Genomic DNA, 21385 nt, shown 5'->3' with positions numbered 1-21385 from the left:
CTGCCCTCGACTGGCAGTCATTGTCTTCTATAATATAACACCTCTATCTGCGGTTTTCAACCGCCGCAGCTGAAATTTTTACAAAATTATTACAACAATTTCTGGTAATCCTCTTTCAGAAAGCGATGGTAAATGAGATGGCCCATCTCTTCTTTTACGCAGTAATAATACTCGTCTATGGACGGATCTTCAAAATACAGGGCCTCGTCGAAATCAGAGCCCTCCGGCATCTCCTCGCAGATATAAGCTCCAAACTGTCCGAAGACCTTCTTCACATCCTCCACACTCTTGTCGTGGGGATTGGAAAACAGGTCGATAATGGCCTTTAAGAATGCCACATCACCCATATGCTCATGCACATAGCGGGCTCCCGCCGGCGGTACACTGACCTCGATACGTCCTGCACTTACCCGGAAGCTCATAGCCCCCAGCACGCCCGTTCCATCCGCAAATAAATCCGTAAGCTCCGCTACCATTTCCTTCGCTGTCTCACAATTTGTTCCCAGTAAAAGATTCAAGGAGGCCACGGGGTAGTAAAGCCTCATGGTCTCCTCTTCAAACCCAAGCTTCAGCTGGGCCTCTTTCATCTGGTCAATGAGATTCTGTTCCAGTCTCTCTTTTCCCATAATGATTTTATTTCTCCGTACTTCCGGTGTTCAGTGTATAAATCCGATCAAAGGTCAGCTCTGCCAGTACGTCATCCTTGATATCAAAAGAATGCTGTTCTTCCAGATCCGCGCATTTTTCCTGATACAGGGTATTCTTACGCTCGGTTACGATGGAATCTTTCTTATTGGCGGTCGCTTCCTCATCAAAGGTGCTGACCATCTGTACCGCATAATATCCGGTATCTGTCTCGATAATCGGAGCCAGTTCGCCGTCCTTCAGCGCGTCTGCCGCTGTACGAACCTCTTCTGCCGGTGTGGTACTGTCCGCGCCGTAAGTGGTCTCGCTGGCTGAAAGCTGGGAATTCTCATCGCGATTCTCATTAGCTGCGTCTACTGCTGCCTTCAGATCTCCACTCTCTGCTGCCGCGTCCAGAATGTCCTGAAGCTCCTGCTTCTTTGCTGCCTTCTCCTCATCCGTCAGGTCAACCGTATTGCCATCCTCATCCGTCTCAGTACCTGCAGTAGACATGTATACATAGACAATGCGCTTCTGAGCCGCTTCCTCATCGGAAACCTCAGTATCCACATCTTCGGTCAGCGGCGCGTACATCTTCTCCTGGATAGTCATCAGGGTCAGCACATGCTCCACATCCGCCTCGGTTACGCCCAGGGTCTTCTGCACGCCTGCGGAATTATCCTTCATGAACTGGGCAGCCGCATCGGAAATAGCGGTCTTCTCGTCGTCTGTCAGCTCTACGCCGTAATTTGCCGCCTCTGCTTCCAGTACATACATCTGGTTAAACTGCTCCATCAGGCTCTGCTTCGCTGTCTCGCCGTATACGGTTCCGGTACCGGACAGATCCTGTCCATACACATTGGTCATGCCAAGCATGGCCCCGTAGTAGGATTCCATCTGCGCCTGCTGATAACGAAGCAGAAAGCTTACCTCTGCCAGCGGCACATTGGTCGTCTCATCCATCACTGCCACAGTCTGCGTACCGTCCAGTGTATTGCCTTTTCCACATCCTGTCAGTGAGCCTGCAAGCATCAGACCTGCTGCCAGAACTGCGATTCCTTTTTTCATCATTTCCGTAAATCCTTTCCTGCCCGCTTCTTCTCTGAAAAACGGAGTATTCTAAAACTACTGTCCACTTACATCATTCCGCCAGGTGTTTCCGTACAAAATGTGCGGAAATCCCGAGCTCTTCAGCGCGAAACCGCATAAGATGCGATTTCTGTGCATCGCAAGCGTATTACTGTGAAGAAAGGGAACAGTAACATTCTGGGTTTATTATAGACGCTTTTTCCGCTGTGGGCAAGGCTTTCTTGCGTTTCCTGCGAGATTTCACGCTCTTTTCACAGCTGCGTATCATTCGTGGCTTCCGTCTCCGCCAATCTCGGTGATCAAGCCGTCGATTTGCACCGTCTCCCAGACATTTTCATCCACTTTTAGCGGCGTTTCCTTCGCCCAGGAATCTTCCAGATTCTGTAAATATTCCTGTTTTGCGGATTCTTTCAGTTCCTCCAGCCGATCCGACGTGGCGTCCGCATCCAGATCTGAGACATGCTGCACCACATACCAGCCCTCGTCGCTGGCAATCACACCGGACACGCCGCCCACCGGCAGCTCCCGGGCTTTCCCCGCCACATCCGGGTGGGCTCCTCCGTCAGTGTCCTCATTAAAATACACGTCGATAACCGTGTGGGGAAATTGTTCGCCTGCAGCGGAAATATCGCCCAAATCCGCCGCCAGCGCTGCGAAGTCATCCGCTTCCTGCTGAATTTTGGCTAACTCCTCCTCTGTAAATGGCGTGAAATTACCCTCCACATCATAAAGTCCCGTATTAGAAAACAGCGCGTAGGTCAATCTGCCCACCTGTGCCTCTTCTTCGCTTATCTCCGGCTCATAATCCGCCCGGATGGCTTCCGCCACCTTTCCGGCCAGTTCATTCCGGGCAAGATAACGCTCCACACTTTCCCGATCCGCGCCTGCCGCCTCCAGCACCGCCTTTGTATTATTTTCCATAAAATTCTGTGCCCGGCGGGCGATCTCCTCCTGCTCCCCGTCGGTCAGGCTCACGCCGTATTCTCCCGCGTGGGCGCAGAGCAGATGGAGCTCCGTCAGGGTATCCAGCACGCTGCTTTTCAAAAGCTCCTCCAGGGTCTGACCACTGTCGTCCGCCTCCTGCTGCCACATAGTTTCCCCGAAGCTTTCATAGTAGACATATTCCCACTGCTCCTGCAGCATCCTGGTATAGAACAGGGCTTCCTCCAGGTAAATAGGTTCGTCGCCCAGAGTGGCCAGGGTGGTTCCGCTCTCCTGCTCAAGGACCCGGGGGACTCCCGCCTCCTTTTTGCCGCACCCGGCCAGAGCCACAGCTGCCAGCATCATAAGGATTCCCAGCTTCTTTAACCTTTTTCTCATGTACGCTCCTCCAGCAAATCCTGCATTTTGTCGAGGATGCTCTCCGCCAGCTTCAGGGGATCCGCCTCCTCGCCGCGGCTGTTCTTCTGACGGCGGTAGCAGAACGCCGGTTTCTCTCCCTTGATGAATTTCATCCGTCCGTTGAAGCGGGCGAGAAATTCTGGGAAAGCCGCCGGATTCAGCTTTGCCTTTTCATACAGAGCCAGCCGTATCTCATCAGGTTTCTCAACTATCTCCTTAACATATACGTTGTGAGCCCTGATTTTCAGACAGGCTACGGCAAGAAGATTCTGTACGGCCTTCGGAAGATCGCCGAAACGGTCCAGAAGCTCATCCTGCATGTCTTCACTCTCTTCGAAGGTCTCGATACCGGCGATACGCTTGTAGATATCCAGCTTCTGGCTTTCGCTGCGAATATAGGTGGTTGGGATATAGGCGTCGATATCCATATCCACCAGAGTCTGGAATTCGTCCTCCTCCCAACTGAGACCCTTTTCCCGCTTGACGGCCTCGTTCAGCATCTTACAATACAGGTCGTAGCCGACAGCCTCCATATGGCCATGCTGCTGCTCACCCAGAAGATTACCCGCACCCCGGATCTCCAGATCCCGCATGGCGATTTTGAAGCCGCTGCCCAGCTCGGTAAATTCCCGGATGGCGCCCAGACGTTTCTCCGCCACTTCTTTGAGCATCTTATCCCGCTTATACATCAGGAAAGCATAGGATGTACGATTGGAACGGCCCACACGGCCACGGAGCTGATAGAGCTGGGACAGACCCAGATTATCCGCATCGTGGATAATCATGGTGTTGGCGTTGGAGATATCCAGCCCGGTCTCAATGATGGTGGTGGACACCAGTACGTCGATTTCCCCATTGATGAAATCAAACATGATACGCTCCAGCTCGTGCTCTTTCATCTGGCCGTGGGCAAAGGCCACGGTGGCCTCCGGTACCAGCTCGGCCACCTGGGCCGCCACCTCGGCAATGTTATTTACACGATTGTATACATAATATACCTGACCGCCCCGGGACAGCTCCCGGCTGATGGCAGCCCGAACCATTTCACTGTCATATTCCATCACATAGGTCTGGATGGGCAGACGATCCTGGGGCGCTTCCTCCAGCACGCTCATGTCCCGGATGCCGATGAGACTCATGTGCAGGGTACGCGGAATCGGCGTGGCGGTCAGGGTCAGGACGTCCACATTTTCCTTCAGCTTCTTGATTTTTTCTTTGTGGGCCACGCCGAAGCGCTGCTCCTCGTCGATAATCAGAAGTCCCAGATCCTTGAATTCCACGTCGGCGGACAGCACCCGATGGGTGCCGATGACGATATCCACCAGACCCTTTTTCAGGTCGGCAATGGATTTCTTAATCTCGCCCGGCGTCCGGAATCGGGACAACAGATCGATGCGCACCGGGAAATCCTTCATTCGCTGGATGAAGGTATTATAATGCTGCTGGGCCAATATTGTGGTCGGCACCAGATAAACCACCTGCTTATTCTCCTGCACGGCCTTGAAGGCGGCACGGATGGCGATCTCGGTTTTGCCGTAACCCACATCGCCGCAGATCAGGCGATCCATAATTTTCGTGCTTTCCATATCCCGCTTGGTGGCTTCGATGGCCAGCTGCTGATCCTCGGTCTCCTCAAAAGGAAACAGCTCTTCAAACTCGGTCTGCCAGACTGTATCCGGGCCGTAGACAAAGCCCTGCTTCTCCTGACGGGCCGCGTAGAGCAGCACCAGATCGCGGGCCACCTCCTGTACGGCTCCCCGGACCTTCGACTTGGTGCGGGTCCACTCGCTGCCGCCCAGACGGTTCAGCTTGGGTTTTTTGGCGTCGGATCCGGCGTATTTCTGAATCATTTCCAGCTGGGTTGCCAGAATATAGAGGTTGCCGCCCTTTGCATACTCGATTTTGATATAATCCTTCATAACCTTATCGACTTCTACCTTCTCAATGCCGCGGTAGATGCCGAGGCCGTGGTTTTCATGCACCACGTAATCGCCGGGTTTGATATCGGAGAAGCTCTGGATCTTCTGGCCCTCGTAGGTCTTCTGCTTTTTCCGTTTCTTCTTTTCCCGGCCAAAGATATCGGTCTCGGAGAGTACGGCAAAACGGAGCATGGGGTATTCGTAGCCTCTGTGAACGCTGCCATGCACCACCATAATCTCTGATGGCTGTACAACGCGCTCCGGATCTTCACTGTAAAAACTGTTCAGCTCCTCATCCTGAAGATCCGCAGCCAGCCGTTTGGCCCGGGTTCCGGACGCGCACATGAGGATAATGGAATATTTTTCCTTTTTCCACCGTTTCAGATCTTTAACCAGAGTCGGGAAGCTGCTGTTGTAGGGATTGATGGAGCGAGCGTCGATCTGATAGCGGCCTGTCTGCTCCCATTCCGGTGCTTTCTGCTCCAGCAGGCTTAAGGCCACACAGTTTCTGCGGTTCAGGCGGACGGTGATCTCTTCGCTGCTGTACAGAAGCCGCGCCTCCTCCGGCAATGCTTCACCTTTAGCCGCGCGGTTGGCCATGCTTTCTTCAAATTCCTTTTCCACCGACCGGCCCTTTTCCAGAATCCGGGTGGGCTCATCCAGAAAAATCAGGGATTTCCCGGGTGCAAAATAATCCAGAAAGCTAACCGTCTCCTCCTTTTCATCGGGGATCGGTTCCGCCGCCGGATAAATGGTGATTTCTTCCAGATTTTCCATGGAGCGCTGGCTTTCCACATCGAAGCTTCGGATGGAATCTATCTCGTCGTCCCAGAACTCGATGCGCCAGGGAGCGTCCTCCGTCAACGCGAAGATATCCACGATGCCGCCGCGCACCGCGAACTGGCCCGGCGCTTCCACCTGAATCTCCCGCTCGTAGCCCAGGCGGCTCAGCTTTTCCGCCAGGGCGTCGATCTGGACAATGCTGTCCTGGCTGATACATAAAATCGAATCTTCCACTTTTTTCAGAGGACGCAGACGATCCATCAGACCGTCAAAAGTAGTGATAACCGTCACTTCCTCCTGGGTCAATAAAGCCTGTAAGGCCCGGACTCTCTGCTGCACCAGCAGATTGCCCTGCATATCCGCATGAAAAAAGAGGAAATCCTTTGCCTGATAGAGCACGGCCTTCCGGTCAAAGTACCGGCAATCCTCATAGATTTCCTTTGCTTTCTGCTCGCTGTATGTGACGATCAGCCTCTGGGAATAGCCCTGCCACAGGGCGCAGGCTGCGTGTACCTTCTGGGAATCTACGCAGCCGGAGAGCCAGAGGACTCCCTTGTTTTTTTTCAGCTTTTCGGCTATCTGGTCGTACGCGCCGAGCTGCCAAAAGGGCTTGATGAATGCTTGCATGCCGCACCTCTGTTTTTGTTTCACTGTTTCTCTCTGTTATGATCTATTCGTGTTTTTTCTTATTATACAGGTTCATGGCCTCGTCGGCGCGATCCTGTACCATCAGTTCTACGGCGTCCGCAGCCTGGGCAATGGCTTCCTCGACTTTTTTGCGGTCTTCTGCTGCGAAATGACCCAGGACGTAGGCAGCCAGGTCGTAGTCTTTCGGCTTTTCGCCCACGCCCACGCGAATACGCTGAAATTCCTGGGTGCCCAGGTGAGCGATAATATCCTTGATGCCGTTATGGCCACCGGCGCTGCCTTTTTTGCGGACGCGGATGTAACCTGGCTCCAGGGCAATGTCATCGTAGATGACAATGACTTCAGTGGCGGGATCCAGTTTGTAGAAGTTCACAGCTTCGCCGATGCTGTTGCCGCTCAGGTTCATGTAGGTCTGGGGCTTCAGAAGCAGGACCTTCTGGCCCTCGATGACGCCGGTGCCGCAGATGGCCTGGAATTTTTTGGTGTTCATCGTGATGTGGTAGCGGTCGGCGAGATACGTGATCGTGTCAAAGCCGATGTTGTGGCGGGTGTGATCGTACTGCTGGGTGGGGTTGCCAAGGCCGGCGATGATATACATAGGGTTGTTCTCCTTTTATGACGGACGCTCTGTAGGGTTCGGAAATCGTGTGTCCGGTTTTTCACGGACACCCTGATTTCCCGAATCCCACAGAGCTGATTGTTTGAGTCGATAGGGTTCTTTCCTATCATACAGGAGTTTTGCGGCGTTGGCAAGGGGCGAGGCACCTTATCTCGATGCACAGGGAAGCGAAAAAATAGGGGGGGACGGGATGGTAGCGGATTTCCCGTAGGGAGGAGCAGGCTGGCAGCATCTGAAGGAGGCCCTGTCTGAGACCGCAGGCCGAGTTGGCCGGTCAGATGCGTATAAGCCGCCTGCGACGAGTAGGGAAATCCGCGTATCCCGTCCCCCCTATTTTATCGCTTCGCGTTCGTTCGCATCCGTTCGCGTCCGTTCCATCCCCAATAACATATAAAAAGGCGCCGCCCCTTCCGGACGACGCCTTCCCCCTACATTATATCGTTCTCTTTATCACCTAAGCCTCTTCTTCCGCCTCTACCAGCGCAGCCTCATACTTATCCAGAATGATCCCCTGAATATGATCTCTGGTTCCGGAATTGATGGGATGTGCGATATCCCGATACTCTCCGTCTGACGCTTTTCTGCTCGGCATCGCGATAAACAGTCCTTTTTCGCCCTCGATGACCTTGATATCATGAACCACAAATTCATCATCAATGGTGATCGAAACGACGGCCTTCATCTTACCTTCTTTTGACACCTTCCGTACGCGTACATCTGTAATCTGCATACTTCCTGCCCCTTTCTTCTGCCCTTTGCAGGTCAGTTTGTCTTATCAGTGCTTTGTGGGCCGTCCGTCGTTACAGCACGTAACGCTCATTTTTCTCGACGACTATCTTAACCCCATGCTCTCCTACGTAACGGGAGTTAGCACGAATTGTATCGCGGCTTTCAACGATGCAGTTCTCTATGTAAGTATTATCGCCGATATACACTTCGTTGAGAATAATGGAGTTCTTAATCACACAGTTATTCCCCACGAACACTTTCTTAAATAAAATGGAATTTTCTACAGCTCCGTTGATGATACATCCGCTGGATACCAGGGAGTTCTTCACGTCTGCCCCCGGATTATACTTGGCCGGAGGAAGATCCAGCACCTTGGAGTATACATCCGGATAGGTCTTGAAGAAGTATTTGCGGACATCCGCTTTCAGGAAGTCCATGTTGGTCTCGTAGTAGGACTCTACAGACGCGATGTTGCTCCAGTAGTCTGTGGTGCGGTATGCAAATATTCTCTTCAGGTTCTTATAACGAATCAGGATGTCACGTACGAAGTCGTAGCGATCTTCCTGGGCACATTTCTCTATGAGTTCGATCAGCTGTCTTCTGCGGATGACATAGATACCGCAGGAAATGGTGCTTTCCTGGGTCTCCACCGGCTTCTCCTCAAATTCGGTAATCCGGCCTTCTTCATCGGTCTTCAGCACGCCGAAGCGAGATACGTCTGTGTCTGCCGGCATGTCCTTGCAGACTACAGTGATGTCCGCTTTCTTCTCAATGTGGTATTCCAGTACCTTATTGTAGTCCATCTTGTAAACTGCGTCTCCGGACGCGATGACTACGTACGGCTCATGGCTCTTCTTGAGCCAGTCCAGATTCTGGTAGATGGAATCCGCGGTTCCACGGTACCAGGAGCTGTTGTCCGCGGTGATGGTCGGTGTGAAGATATACAGGCCGCCCTGCTTTCTTCCGAAATCCCACCACTTGGAGGAGTTCAGGTGCTCGTTCAGGGAGCGCGCGTTATACTGAGTCAGTACCGCGACTCTCTGGATATGAGAATTAGACATATTGCTGAGTGCGAAGTCGATACCGCGATAGCTTCCTGCCACGGGCATAGCCGCTACTGCACGCTTGTTGGATAACTCTCTCATTCTGTGATTATTGCCGCCTGCAAGTACAATTCCTATCGCTCTCATTACCGTTCACCTACCTTTATCAATGTCTCGCCGCTTGCCAGTACGCCTTCGTTGTAATCATCCGGCGTGGTATCTCCTGCGATAGCCGTATTCTTTCCTATCTTTACATTCGGCGGTATGTAGGAATTCTCGCCAATGGTGACCAGTCCGAAGGAATAGATCTTCGGCTGTACCTTGTTCGGAACTTCTTCACCGATTCCCATCACTACGCCGTCGGAGATCTCGACTTCCTCCGCGATAATAGCCTTGTCAATGGTACAGTTTTCACCGATAGTTGTATTCTTCATAATAATGGAGTCGCGCACCACGGTTCCCTTTCCAATGGTAACGCCTGCGCCGATCACGGAATTGTATACATCTCCGTAAATCTCTGCTCCTCCGGTAATCAGGCTCTTTTCGATCTTCGATTCCGCGGATACATACTGGGGCGGCACTGCGTCGCTCTTGGTATAAATCTTCCAGAATTCTTCATAGAGGTTAAACTCCGGAATGATATCAATGAGCTCCATATTGGCTTCCCAATAGGATCCTAAGGTTCCTACATCCTTCCAGTATCCGTTGAACTCAAACGCAAACAGACGGTTTCCATTGTCGTGGCAATACGGAATGATATGTTTTCCGAAGTCACAGTTTGGCTGGCTGGAAAGCTGAATCAGCGCGTTCCGTAAAATCGGCCAGCTGAAAATATAGATACCCATGGATGCCAGATTGCTTCTGGGATGCTCGGGTTTCTCTTCAAACTCTGTGATCTGGTTATTGTCATCGGTGATCATGATGCCGAAACGACTGGCTTCCTCCATGGGTACCGGCATAACCGCGATGGTTACATCGGCATTATTCTCCTTGTGGAAATCCAACATTACTTCATAATCCATTTTATAGATGTGATCTCCGGAAAGGATCAGCACATAATCCGGATTATATGTATCAATGTAATCCAGATTCTGGTAAATCGCATTCGCTGTTCCGGTATACCATTCGCTGTTTGTACTCTTTTCATATGGCGGGAGTACAGTTACGCCGCCCACATTGCGATCCAGATCCCACGGCATTCCAATTCCGATATGGGTGTTCAGACGCAACGGCTGATACTGCGTCAGAACTCCGACCGTATCTACACCTGAATTAATGCAATTGCTCAACGGGAAATCAATTATTCTGTACTTTCCGCCGAAAGATACAGCGGGCTTCGCTACTTTCGCGGTTAAAACTCCGAGACGGCTTCCCTGACCGCCAGCCAGCAGCATGGCTATCATTTCTTTCTTAATCACCTAATCACCTCTTGCCCAAATTTTTCCTTCATGTCCCATCATTCTGTCCAACCAGTGACAAAATTCCCTCCCAGTCTGTCACTGGTTTCTAACATATTATACCATACCATTTGTAAATAGTGAACATGAAATTGGAAAATTTTGATTTTATTTTAAACATTTTGCGACAGCTTTTTTAGAATTTCTTTGACATATTATCTATAATGTATTAAAATCCTGTTAATTTCTTGTTTATTATTCATATTAAAACGCTATGATAACATTATTTTCCCTTTCTTTTCATAAAATGAGGGTATGATTTTCCTCTTATTTCCAATTCTCAGTTATGCAGATCGCACAAAGACAATTCCGGCAAGCCCAATCTTGCCAACTTTCCGCTCTAATGCTATACTATTGCTGTAAAAATTGCGACAGAGAATCTCTTGGAAACAAGGTGATATGCCGCAGCAAAACTTAAAAAAAAACGAGGATGTGTATAGTATGTATCAACTTCATTTTCATAATCCGGTACCCATTCATTTCATCGGCATCGGCGGCATCAGCATGAGCGGCCTGGCTGAGATTTTACTGAAGGAGAGCTTTCCGGTCTATGGCTCCGACAGCCATGCTTCCGAGCTGACCGACCATCTGACCCGGCTTGGCGCGCAGATCCGCATCGGCCAGAAGGCTTCCAATATTCCCGCAGACTGCGAGGTCGTTGTATACACGGCTGCCATTCACCCGGACAATCCGGAATTCGTGGCAGCGAAGGAGCGGGGTATCCCCATGCTTTCCCGGGCGGAGCTTCTGGGACAGCTGATGCGCAATTACAAAAAAGCCATTGCCGTGTCCGGTACCCATGGCAAAACCACGACCACTTCCATGATTTCCACGATTCTTCTGGCCGCGGACGCGGATCCCACCATTTCCGTGGGCGGCATTCTGCCTGCTATCGGCGGCAATATCCGGGTAGGGGGCTCCGAGACCTTCCTGACAGAGGCCTGCGAGTATACCAACAGCTTCCTGCATTTCTTCCCGACCATCGGGATCATATTAAATATAGAAGAAGACCATATGGATTTCTTCAAGGATCTGGCGGATATCCGTCATTCCTTCCACCGGTTTGCGGGACTTCTTCCGGAAAATGGCCTGCTGATCATCAACAGCGATATTGAGAATTATCAGGAGATTACCGATGGACTGGCCTGCCGCGTGGTGACCTTTGGCTCCACCGCCGAAGCAGATTATCATGCGGAGCATGTGACTTACGACGAGTCAGCTCACGCCACCTTCCGTGTAATAAAGCACGGTAAACCGGGGCAGGAGTACCATCTGAACGTACCGGGCGCACACAATGTGCTGAACGCCCTGGCTTCCATCGCTCTGGCGGATTCTCTCCACATTGCACCTGAGATCATCCGCAAGGGTCTTATGAACTTTTCCGGCACAGACCGCCGGTTCCAGTATAAGGGCGAGATGAACGGCTTTACCATCATCGACGATTACGCCCATCATCCGACGGAGATCAAGGCGACCCTCCACGCGGCACAGCATTATCCCCACAGGGAGATCTGGTGCGTGTTTCAGCCCCACACCTACACCCGGACCAAGGCCTTCTTCAACGACTTTGCGGAAGCGCTAACCCTGGCCGATCATGTGGTGCTGGCGGACATCTACGCGGCCCGTGAGACCGACACCCTGGGCATTAGCTCGAAGCAGCTGGCTGACCGCATCCGTGAACTTGGCACTGACGCCTATTATTTCCCGACCTTCGAGGAAATTGAAAAATTTTTATTGGAAAAATGTATGCACGGCGACCTGTGCATAACTATGGGTGCCGGAAACGTGATAGATATCGGCGAAGACCTGCTTCGCAAATAAGTTATCCACATTATCCACATGCTTTTTGGTGCTTTTCCACCGAAATGCATGTGGATTTTTTTGTGGACAACCTGTTTACATAAGAATTACGCGATTTCTTATGTAAATCAGCCGTTTCTTCCTGTTTTACAGGCTTTCCGGAACTTTTGGCTCTCTCTTCCCGGTTGCAAATAATATTTTTCCACAAAGTTATCCACATTATCCACATTTTTGCTTATACACATCCCCTGCGGGGCTCCCGTTAAAAAAAGCCTGTTCTCTTTTTTTTGATTCTATGCTACAATATAGGAGCTTGAAAAGAACGTGAACACTAACAATTTTTGATTCAGGAGTGCAGCATGAGCGAATTTATTTTACAGGGAGACGGCGACCACGGACATACCCTGGTGTCGAATCTTTTTCTGGACAATTACATGCCGGAAGCCAACGGCGAATATGTGAAAATCTATCTCTATCTTCTGCGCTGCCTGAAGTCAGACACCCAGGAGCTTTCCATTGAGCTCATTGCCAATAAATTCGAAAATACCGAGAGCGACGTGCGCCGGGCATTGAAGTACTGGGAGCGGATGAAGCTTTTGAAGCTCCAGTATGATAATGCGGAGAATCTGACCGGGATACAGATTGTAAATGAGCCGGAGGCAAAGATGGCTGAGCTTCCTGCTGCCGATTGCGCAGTCACGACCAGGTCAAAGCCGCAGCCGACGCCTTCCGCTCCGTCTGCAATTTCCGCCGACTCTGCATCACCGACGACGCCCTCCGGCACTCTTCCCAAGGATCCCCTGACCCCCGACGAAGCCCAGCAGCTCCTCTTCATCTGCGAGCAGTATCTGGGCAAGCCCTTAAGCTCCACCGAGGTCAGCAAAATTCTGGATTTACACGATATCTTCGGCTTCAGTCCGTCCCTGATAGAATATCTCGTGGAATACTCCGTATCAGGCGGACACAAAAGCATCCATTACATAGAAGCAACGGCCCGTGCCTGGCATCAGGCCGGCTGCACCACCGTAACCCAGGCCAGGGAACAGGTGACCATCTATAACCGGGCTTATTTCAAGATTCTGAAGGCCTTCGGCATCGCCGGACGCAATCCGGTGGACGCGGAGATCGCCTGTATGGATAAATGGCTCAAGGACTACGGTTTCTCACTGGAAGTGATTTTCGAGGCCTGCAGCCGCACCATGGCAGCCATTCACCAGCCAAGCTTTCCCTACACGGACAAGATTCTGGCATCCTGGATGAAGCAGGGTGTAAAGTCCTTAAACGATATCCAGAGTGCCGACCGAAACCGGAGCGACCGGAAGTCTCAGACGGAACCCGCGTCAACGGCTCCCAAACGGCCCACCGCGCCCAACCGCTTCCATAATTTTCAGGAACGGGACTATGATTTCAAAGAGCTGGAAAAGCAGCTCATTAACCAATAACCGGAGGACGCCTTATGTCTCTTATGAACACTCAGTATGATTCCATCATGCGCATGTATGCAGCCCGGCAGGCCCGGAGCCGCCAGGAGTATGAAGCGCGCATGGAGCAGATTCAGAAGGATATCCCGGAACTGTCTGCTCTGGAGGCCGATATTACAACCTGTCAGGCCGCTCTGGTACGCTCTGCGGTAGAAGACGCGCCGTCCCGCAGGGACGGGCTCAAAAGCCGTCTGAAGGCCCTTCAGGAGCAGCGCAGCGCCCTTCTTTCTGCCCACGGGCTGACGTCGGAGGCGCTGAAGCCTGTCTACGTCTGCCCGGACTGTCAGGACACAGGCTTCATCGGCGCGGAGAAATGCCATTGCTTTCTCCAGGCTGAAATTGATTTATTATATCATCAATCCAATTTAAATGAGGTTTTAAAGCAGGAAAACTTTGACACATTCTCGTATAACTGGTATGATGGCGATGACAGGGATTCCATGCGCCGCACCGTGGCGGAAGCCCGGCTCTTCATTGAGAATTTTGATAAGCAGTTTCAGAATCTTCTGCTTCTGGGCGCCGTGGGCACCGGCAAGACCTTTCTCTCCAACTGCATTGCCAAGGAGCTCATGGACAGCTGCCATTCCGTCGTCTACCTGACTGCCTTTCAGCTCTTCGATATGCTGTCGAAAGCAGCTTTTGGAGGCGAGCGTAGCGCGCAGAATTACCAGCAGACCTACCCCTATCTCTTTGACTGTGACCTGCTGATCATCGACGATCTGGGCACGGAGCTGCCGAATTCCTTTACGGTATCCCAATTTTTCCTGTGTATCAACGAACGGATTTTGCGTAAAAAGTCCACGCTGATTTCCTCGAATCTGGATATGGAGGCGCTCCGCAGCATCTACTCTGAGCGTACCCTTTCCCGGATCATCAGCAGCTACACCATCCGGCAGCTGCCCGGAAGCGATATTCGAATCAAGAAAAAATTATATAACACTAACTCATAAATTTACGGAGGTAACAATTATGTTATTGCAGCGCAGCCAGCGTGTTCTCGAAACTATTCCCGTCGGGTCTCTGGGCCTGATCCCCTTAAATAGCTGTGAGGAGCTTGGTAAAAAGGTCAACGACTATCTGGTCGAGTGGCGTCACAGCAACGATCTGGAGCACAAGTCCAACATCGCCTTCACCGGCTATGAACGTGACTCCTATCTGATTAAGGCTTACACACCCCGGTTTGGTTCCGGAGAAGGAAAGGGCTCCATCAAAGCTTCTGTCCGCGGAAATGACCTTTATCTGATGGTGGATGTGTGCAATTACAGTCTGACTTACAACCTGTACAATTACACCAACCACATGTCCCCGGACGACCATTTCCAGGATCTGAAGCGCGTCATCGCTGCTATCGGTGGAAAAGCCCGCCGTATCACCGTAATTATGCCCTACCTCTATGAGAGCCGCCAGCATAAGCGGAGCTCCCGAGAATCTCTGGACTGCGCGCTGGCCCTGCAGGAGCTGGTTGCCATGGGCGTTGAGAACATTATCACCTTCGAGGCGCACGATCCCCGTGTCCAGAACGCTATACCCCTTCACGGCTTTGAGACCGTGACTCCGGCTTATCAGCTGGTCAAGGGCCTTCTGAACAGCACACCGGGTCTGCAGATCGACAGCAATCATATGCTGGTCATCAGCCCGGACGAGGGCGGTATGTCCCGCGCTGTCTATCTGGCCAACGTGCTGGGTCTCGATATGGGTATGTTCTACAAGCGCCGGGACTACACCCGCGTGGTAAATGGCCGCAATCCCATCGTAGCTCATGAATTCCTGGGCTCCGATATCGAGGGCAAGGACATGATCATCGTGGACGATATGATTTCCTCTGGTGAGAGCATGATTGAGGTTATGAAGGAGCTGAAGAGTCGCGGAGCCAACCGTATCTTCGTCTTCTGCACCTTCGCCCTGTTTACCAACGGACTGGCGGAATTTGACAAAGCCTTTGAGGAGGGCCTGCTGACCAAACTATTCTCCACAAATCTGGTATACCAGACGCCGGAGCTCTTAAGCCGCCCATATTATGTAAACTGTGACATGAGCAAGTACATCGCCCTGCTCATCGATACCCTGAACCACGACGTATCCATCAGCGACCTCCTGGATCCCTACGACAGAATCCAGGCGCTGCTGACACGGTATCGGAATGGGGAGCTGCATTAATAATTCTAAGTACGCAAAAGGGAGCTGCATCGCAGCTCCCAATTTTAATATCTTATTTAGACTTTAAAGCGGTAACCAACGCCCCATCGCCGTGCGCAGCACTTTATTCCTGCGGAGCAGGACTATATGGGGCATGTTTTATCAGACTTTAAAGCGGTAACCAACGCCCCATATAGTCTCAATATACTGCGGCTTCGCCGAATTCACCTCGATCTTCTCCCGAATCTTCTTAATATGCACGGTTACCGTTGCGATATCTCCCACAGAATCCATATCCCAGATCTTCCGGAACAGTTCCTCCTTGGTAAATACATGGTTCGGATTCTCCGCCAGGAAGGCCAACAGATCAAACTCACGGGAGGTGAAGTTCTTCTCCTCGCCGTTGACCCAGACCCGGCGGGCGGTCTTGTCGATCTTGATGCCGCGGATCTCGATGATACTGTTCTCCTTCACATTGCTGCTCACCAGGCGCTCATAGCGGTTCAAATGAGCCTTCACGCGGGCTACCAATTCACTTGGGCTGAAGGGCTTCGTCATATAGTCGTCCGCGCCCAGACCCAGACCACGGATTTTGTCAATATCATCCTTCTTGGCCGAAACCATAATAATCGGAATATTCTTCACTTCCCGAATCTGACGGCAGATTTCAAAACCGTCCACGCCCGGCAGCATCAGATCCAGAATCACCAAATGGAATCCCTCTTCCAAAGCCTTTTTCAGGCCACTGGTGCCATCCGAAGCAATCTCCACCTCAAAGCCGCTCAGCTCCAGGTAATCCTTCTCCAGATCCGCAATGGCCTCTTCATCCTCTACAATCAAAATCTTACTCATGTTGCCGGTACCTCCTGATATTTTCTAAGAACAAAGTACATCACTGTTCCTGTATTTTCCTTACTCGTGGCCCAAACCTTTCCGCCATGATCCTCGATGATCTTCTTCACGATGGACAGTCCGATGCCGCTGCCGCCCTTAGACGAATTGCGGGACGCGTCGGTCCGGTAGAACCGGTTGAAGATCAGCGGCAGATCCTTGGTAGCAATACCCTTGCCGTTGTCCTCGATTTCCACCTGGACGAAATCGCCCACGTCCTTCACGCGGATATTAATGTAGCCCTTGGGCTTGTCAATGTATTTAATGGAATTGCTGACGATATTATTGATGACACGCTTGATCTGCTCCGCGTCGGCGATGACCTGTACGTCCTCATCCACATAGTTGAAATAAGCCAGCTCGATATTCTGTTCCTCCAGCTCCAGGGAAAGCTCCTCTACGCAATCCGCAAAGTAAGCATTCACATTAATCCGGTCAAAGGTGTACGGGATCCGGTTCGTATCAATCTTGGAATAGAAGGTCAGCTCATTGATCAGCCGCTCCATGTCATTGGCCTTATTGTAAATAGTACGGATGTACTTTTCCTGCTTTTCCGGCGTATCCGCCACGCCGTCCATGATGCCCTCCACGTAGCCCTTGACCGCCGTGATAGGCGTCTTCAGATCATGGGAAATATTGCTGATCAGTTCTTTATTCTGCCGCTCGGACTCCAGCTTCTCCTCAGCGGATTCCTTCAGGCGCCGCCGCATTTCCTCAAAATCCGTACAGAGCTCGCCGATCTCGTCGTCGCCGCCCGCCGGCATCTCAAAATCCAGATTGCCGTCGGTAATCTTCTTAGTGGCCACCTGCAAATGGTGAATAGGGGTAACGATACTCTTATAAATCCAGGCCGTCAGAATCAGGCTGGTGAATATCAAAATCATGACCAGCACCAGCACGCTGTCCGTTACCATAGATTCCACCTCGGGAATCATACTGCCGACGGACGTGACAATAAAAGCTGTTCCTTCCTCTCCATCCGTAAAAGAGAAATCCAACTGCTTCACCAGCGCCTGCAGATCGCCGCCGATATAGATTCCCACATCCTGATCCGATTCCTGCATCTTATAATCCGGGAGGCTGCCCAGCAGTTCTTCCTGATCCGTATCCTTTCCTACATAGATATAATCCTGGTCTTTCCGCACTACCAGGAAGGAATACCTGGCCTCCAGATCCAGGTTCACGGAATCCAGATAGGCGGTGTCCTCGAAGGCGTCCGGATCGCTCTCAGACTTCGCCTGCATCCCGGTATAAGCGTCCTTGGTAATCCGGCTCAGCATGGCCGGCGTATTGGACAGGGTCTCATAGCTGGCATTTTCCACGCCGTAGAGCTTCTTGACCGCGTTCATCTGGTAGCGGCTGATGCCGAAGAAGGCCAGCGAGGTGAACATAATCGGAGCCAGTATTAATATTAAAAAGGTAATCAGAAGTTTTGTCTTCAGTTTCATGATGAGCCCTCTTTATTTTACAAATAATTACAATTCTCTGGGATATCCACGGAATGTCCTAGGCTTTTATATAATTTCCTTCGAATGCCATCCGACAGGATAAATCTATTTTATTATACCATACTCCCCCGGCGGGCGCTTCGAAACTCTCTCAAAAAAATCTAAATTTTTTGTAAACATTCACTCCATAAGTAAAGAGCATCGGAACCCTCCGACGCCCTTGCCGTTTATTTTCCATATTTTTCTTATTCTGCCATAAAAGCTGCCGCCCGCTCCGGGGACATGAGTACGGTGCCGGTTCCCCGGTACACGATGGTGTAGCCTCTGTCCGTGAACAGGTGCGACAAATCGCAGGCCATAAACTCCTCCGCCCAGTGGGCCATATAAACCACATCCGGGAATTTATCCGGGTGCAGCTCGTAATAATCATGGAGCTGGATACTTCCCTCGTGAACCTGCCAGGTGGAATAATTACCGCAGCCGGCATCCGAATAGAGATAAATCCAGGGCGCCACGCCCACCACCATCAATTCGTCATCCGCAGTGAGCTTCAGCATATCCAGTTCATCCAACACGTTCGCGTACCATTCTGCTGTCCCCCGGGTTGTATACACACCCTTCAGCGGTCCGCGCTCCATCCGGGTATCCAGAAGCCAGCCACGCTCATCGCCCCAGTCATAGGTCATCCGCAGCCAGAAGGTGCCCGCAAACTGTATCAGCAGCACACCGGCTATACAGAGCGATGCCACCCGCCGGCGCTTCGCCGCCCGGCACAGTCCCGCCTTTCCACCACTGTCCGCCCGCCGCGCACACTGCCACCGCTGTCGCTCTTCCTTCATCCAGTCCGCCGCGAAAATCAGTCCCACACAGGAGCACATGCCGTAAGCCACGCTCAGGGTCACAATTCCCGTATTGGTCGCGTACTGCACAATCATCGTGAACAACATGGCCGGAAGATACCAGCCATAAAACAACCGCTTTTCCTTATGCTCTGTGACAAAATAAGCCTCCAGGCACCAGAACGCCAGCGGCAGCATCTGATAATTCACTGTAATATGTTCAAAAACAAACCCATAATAAATCAGATAAGGCACGACGCACACCGCCGCCAGAATCATATATACAGGGCTATGGCTGTACCGCTTTTTATCAAACAGGGTCGCACCATACACGAATAAAAGCCCCACAAACATCCATTTATAATTTTTAAAGCACAGGTGGAAATACCGCCCGGTCTTGTAAAGATACCCCTCCTGATGCTCGGAATCTCCCACAATGTGAGGCACATTGGCCAGCATCTCTGATAAAGTTCCCCGCTGGAAGATAAAGGCCAGGAACAGTAGCAGGATAATACCTGCGCCCAGGGTCATCCACAGGAAATTCCGAAACTGCAGCACGCCCTCCGGCTTCGTCCCTCTCCGACGCCCGCGCACCGTGGCAATCAGGCAAATCAGTCCGTACCCGGCGTACATCAGCACCGCGAAGGGATTCGCCAGCACGATCACCGCCATCAGAATGCCGCACAGGATATATTCCGGCACCGAATGCTCCATATCCGCCGAGAGCACCGCCAGCAGTACCGGCAGGATGCCGAATTCGATGGAATTATAGGACATGGCGCAGATGCTGAAGGGCGCGAAAATCGCGAACAAAAACGTTGGTCCGAAGGAAGCATATCCACGCCGCTGAAACCGCAGATAGAAGAACAGCGTCAGCACGCCGGAGTACACCAGATAGACAAACCGGCTCGCCATCACAATTCCTTCCGTAGACCCCATGACCGTCCGGATCAGGCTGTAAATGGGATGTAACAGAAAGGAACAGAGCTGCTGGGTCGGATTCCACTCATCGATCAGAATTTTCTCTCCCCGGAAAATACGCTCCGAACAGCCGATAAAATACATCTCATCCGCCGTATTGAAGCCGTAGATGCTCCTCCATATGAAAATCACCTGTAATAAAAGAAACAGGCCGATAAAAATCAGGTGCTGCCGCCTGCGGTCTGTCTGCATGGTCTCTACGTTCACTTTCTATTCTCCCATTTATTTCCAATTATGCTCGCAACGCAGAGGCTGCTGTTACACAGCCCCTGCGTTTTTTTCAGCCTCTTAAACTCTGTCCGTGCAGCCGCACATCTTCATACGCGTCTCCACGATGGCTTTCACGTGCTCCATGGCTACCTTGCCATACTTCTTCGGATCGAAGGCGTCCGGGTTTGCCGCCAGGAATTCCTTCACGCCGTCGGTATAGGCGATACGAAGCTCTGTGGCAAAGTTGACCTTGCAGATACCGCGCTTGATGCTCTCTACCACTGCTTCCTCGGACAGGCCGCTTGCTCCGTGCAGTACCAGCGGGATATCTACGACTTTCCGGATCTCAGCCAGGCGGTCCAGATCCAGCTTCGGTACTCCCTTGTATACACCGTGAGCGGTTCCGATGGCTACGGCCAGGGATGTTACGCCGGTGCGCTCCACGAATTCTTTTGCCTCCAGCGGATCTGTATAACCATTGCCCTCGCCGCCGTCCAGATCGTCCTCTTTGCCGCCGACCTTGCCAAGCTCCGCCTCTACCGGGATTCCGGAAGGTCTGCAGGCGTCTGCTACGGCCTTGGTTACCGCTATATTTTCCTCAAACACATTGTGGGAGCCGTCAATCATGATGGAAGTGTAGCCGGTCCGCAGCGCCCGCATAGCCAGGTCAAAGCTATCGCCGTGATCCAGGTGCAGACACACCGGAACGCTGGCGCGCTCAGCGGCCGCCTTTACATTTGCCAGATACATATCCAGTCCCGCGTACTTAATGGTGGACGGTGTAGTCTGCAGCATCAGCGGCGCCCGAAGCTCCTCTGCCGCCGCGATAACGGCCATTACCATTTCCATATTCTCCACATTGAAAGCGCCTACGGCGTAGCCGCCCTTCTGTGCGTCCAAAAGCATCTTTTCTGATGTAACAAATGACATGATCGTTCCTCCTCGTCTGATTCAGTGTTATCTTTCTCACCTTATCTATCATACCCCGTATCTCGAAAAAGCGCAACCTCCAACGGGGTTTTCCTGTCCGGAAAAAAATCTCAAAAAAAGCAGAAGCCCGCATTCTATTACATCAAAGTTCCGATTACGATTGCGACAGAAGATACCATCGACTGTTTTGAATAAATCATTGTCCTATCACCTTGCTCACACGAAAATACGCCGAAGGCTTTCGCCCCCGGCGTATTTTCCGTGATCTCTCACATTCCCCTCTTATAAGTAACCCTTCTATGCCGCTCACACAGCTTCGAAAAGCTCTTATCATATAATAGTTTTTATGTAATAGGGATTCCATCGAAATTTCCTATTACATAAAAAATACTGCAACAGGCGTCAAAACAGGCGCAC

General features: G+C 51.6%; 16 protein-coding genes. 4 read left to right on the top strand and 12 right to left on the bottom strand.

Features of this window, described 5'->3' with window-relative positions:
* Positions 1-89: 89 nt before the first annotated feature.
* The 8 genes from WMO29_RS07125 to WMO29_RS07090 all read right to left on the bottom strand — a co-directional run bounded on the left by WMO29_RS07125 (position 90) and on the right by WMO29_RS07090 (position 10213).
* A complete protein-coding gene (locus WMO29_RS07125; protein ID WP_349164338.1) occupies positions 90-626 on the bottom strand; it encodes a DUF3877 family protein in 537 nt (178 codons plus the stop codon).
* Between the two features lie 7 nt (positions 627-633).
* A complete protein-coding gene (locus WMO29_RS07120; protein ID WP_349164337.1) occupies positions 634-1695 on the bottom strand; it encodes a hypothetical protein in 1062 nt (353 codons plus the stop codon).
* A gap of 282 nt (positions 1696-1977) precedes the next feature.
* Complete coding sequence (locus tag WMO29_RS07115) at positions 1978-3033, bottom strand: hypothetical protein (RefSeq protein WP_349164336.1); 1056 nt, start codon at positions 3031-3033, stop codon at positions 1978-1980.
* Positions 3030-6383 carry a transcription-repair coupling factor gene (gene mfd, locus WMO29_RS07110; protein WP_349164335.1) on the bottom strand — a complete coding sequence of 1118 codons (3354 nt, stop codon included), beginning with the start codon at positions 6381-6383 and terminating at the stop codon, positions 3030-3032. Before mfd ends, WMO29_RS07115 begins: the two co-directional genes overlap by 4 nt.
* Positions 6384-6426: 43 nt before the next feature.
* A complete protein-coding gene (gene pth / locus WMO29_RS07105) occupies positions 6427-7002 on the bottom strand; it encodes an aminoacyl-tRNA hydrolase (RefSeq protein ID WP_178039319.1) in 576 nt (191 codons plus the stop codon).
* Between the two features lie 475 nt (positions 7003-7477).
* A complete protein-coding gene (spoVG, locus tag WMO29_RS07100) occupies positions 7478-7753 on the bottom strand; it encodes a septation regulator SpoVG (protein ID WP_178039082.1) in 276 nt (91 codons plus the stop codon).
* Positions 7754-7823: 70 nt separating this feature from the next.
* Positions 7824-8942 carry a glucose-1-phosphate adenylyltransferase subunit GlgD gene (gene glgD / locus WMO29_RS07095; protein ID WP_178039081.1) on the bottom strand — a complete coding sequence of 373 codons (1119 nt, stop codon included), beginning with the start codon at positions 8940-8942 and terminating at the stop codon, positions 7824-7826.
* The gene (locus tag WMO29_RS07090) at positions 8942-10213 is read right to left on the bottom strand and encodes a glucose-1-phosphate adenylyltransferase (protein WP_178039080.1); all 1272 of its coding nucleotides are present in this window, start codon (positions 10211-10213) and stop codon (positions 8942-8944) included. Before WMO29_RS07090 ends, glgD begins: the two co-directional genes overlap by 1 nt.
* Before the next feature lie 480 nt (positions 10214-10693).
* On the opposite strand from WMO29_RS07090, the gene murC reads away from it, so the two are divergent.
* From murC to WMO29_RS07070, 4 genes are all read left to right on the top strand, one after another.
* Complete coding sequence (gene murC / locus WMO29_RS07085) at positions 10694-12073, top strand: UDP-N-acetylmuramate--L-alanine ligase (protein WP_349164334.1); 1380 nt, start codon at positions 10694-10696, stop codon at positions 12071-12073.
* 338 nt (positions 12074-12411) lie between these two features.
* Positions 12412-13494: a DnaD domain protein gene (locus WMO29_RS07080; protein ID WP_349164333.1), complete on the top strand. Its 1083-nt coding sequence runs from the start codon at positions 12412-12414 to the stop codon at positions 13492-13494.
* A gap of 14 nt (positions 13495-13508) precedes the next feature.
* Complete coding sequence (locus WMO29_RS07075; RefSeq protein ID WP_349164332.1) at positions 13509-14483, top strand: ATP-binding protein; 975 nt, start codon at positions 13509-13511, stop codon at positions 14481-14483.
* 19 nt (positions 14484-14502) lie between these two features.
* On the top strand, positions 14503-15690 hold the full coding sequence (locus tag WMO29_RS07070) for a ribose-phosphate pyrophosphokinase (protein WP_178039076.1): 1188 nt from the start codon (positions 14503-14505) through the stop codon (positions 15688-15690).
* 141 nt (positions 15691-15831) lie between these two features.
* Here the strand turns inward: WMO29_RS07070 and WMO29_RS07065 are convergent, their stop codons facing one another.
* From WMO29_RS07065 to gatY, 4 genes are all read right to left on the bottom strand, one after another.
* Positions 15832-16521 carry a response regulator transcription factor gene (locus WMO29_RS07065; RefSeq protein ID WP_349164331.1) on the bottom strand — a complete coding sequence of 230 codons (690 nt, stop codon included), beginning with the start codon at positions 16519-16521 and terminating at the stop codon, positions 15832-15834.
* Complete coding sequence (locus tag WMO29_RS07060) at positions 16518-18008, bottom strand: HAMP domain-containing sensor histidine kinase (protein WP_349164330.1); 1491 nt, start codon at positions 18006-18008, stop codon at positions 16518-16520. Before WMO29_RS07060 ends, WMO29_RS07065 begins: the two co-directional genes overlap by 4 nt.
* A gap of 245 nt (positions 18009-18253) precedes the next feature.
* A complete protein-coding gene (locus WMO29_RS07055) occupies positions 18254-20035 on the bottom strand; it encodes a hypothetical protein (protein WP_349164329.1) in 1782 nt (593 codons plus the stop codon).
* Between the two features lie 81 nt (positions 20036-20116).
* Positions 20117-20968, bottom strand: coding sequence for a tagatose-bisphosphate aldolase subunit GatY (gene gatY, locus WMO29_RS07050; RefSeq protein ID WP_178038522.1), 852 nt, complete (start codon positions 20966-20968; stop codon positions 20117-20119).
* Between the last annotated feature and the right edge of the window lie 417 nt (positions 20969-21385).

Origin of the sequence: Laedolimicola intestinihominis, from assembly GCF_040096155.1 — a bacterium.
GTDB classification, from domain to species: Bacteria; Bacillota; Clostridia; order Lachnospirales; family Lachnospiraceae; genus Laedolimicola; species Laedolimicola intestinihominis.
Note: the sequence above shows the minus strand (reverse complement) of the source record. Positions and strands in the feature narration are given on the sequence as shown.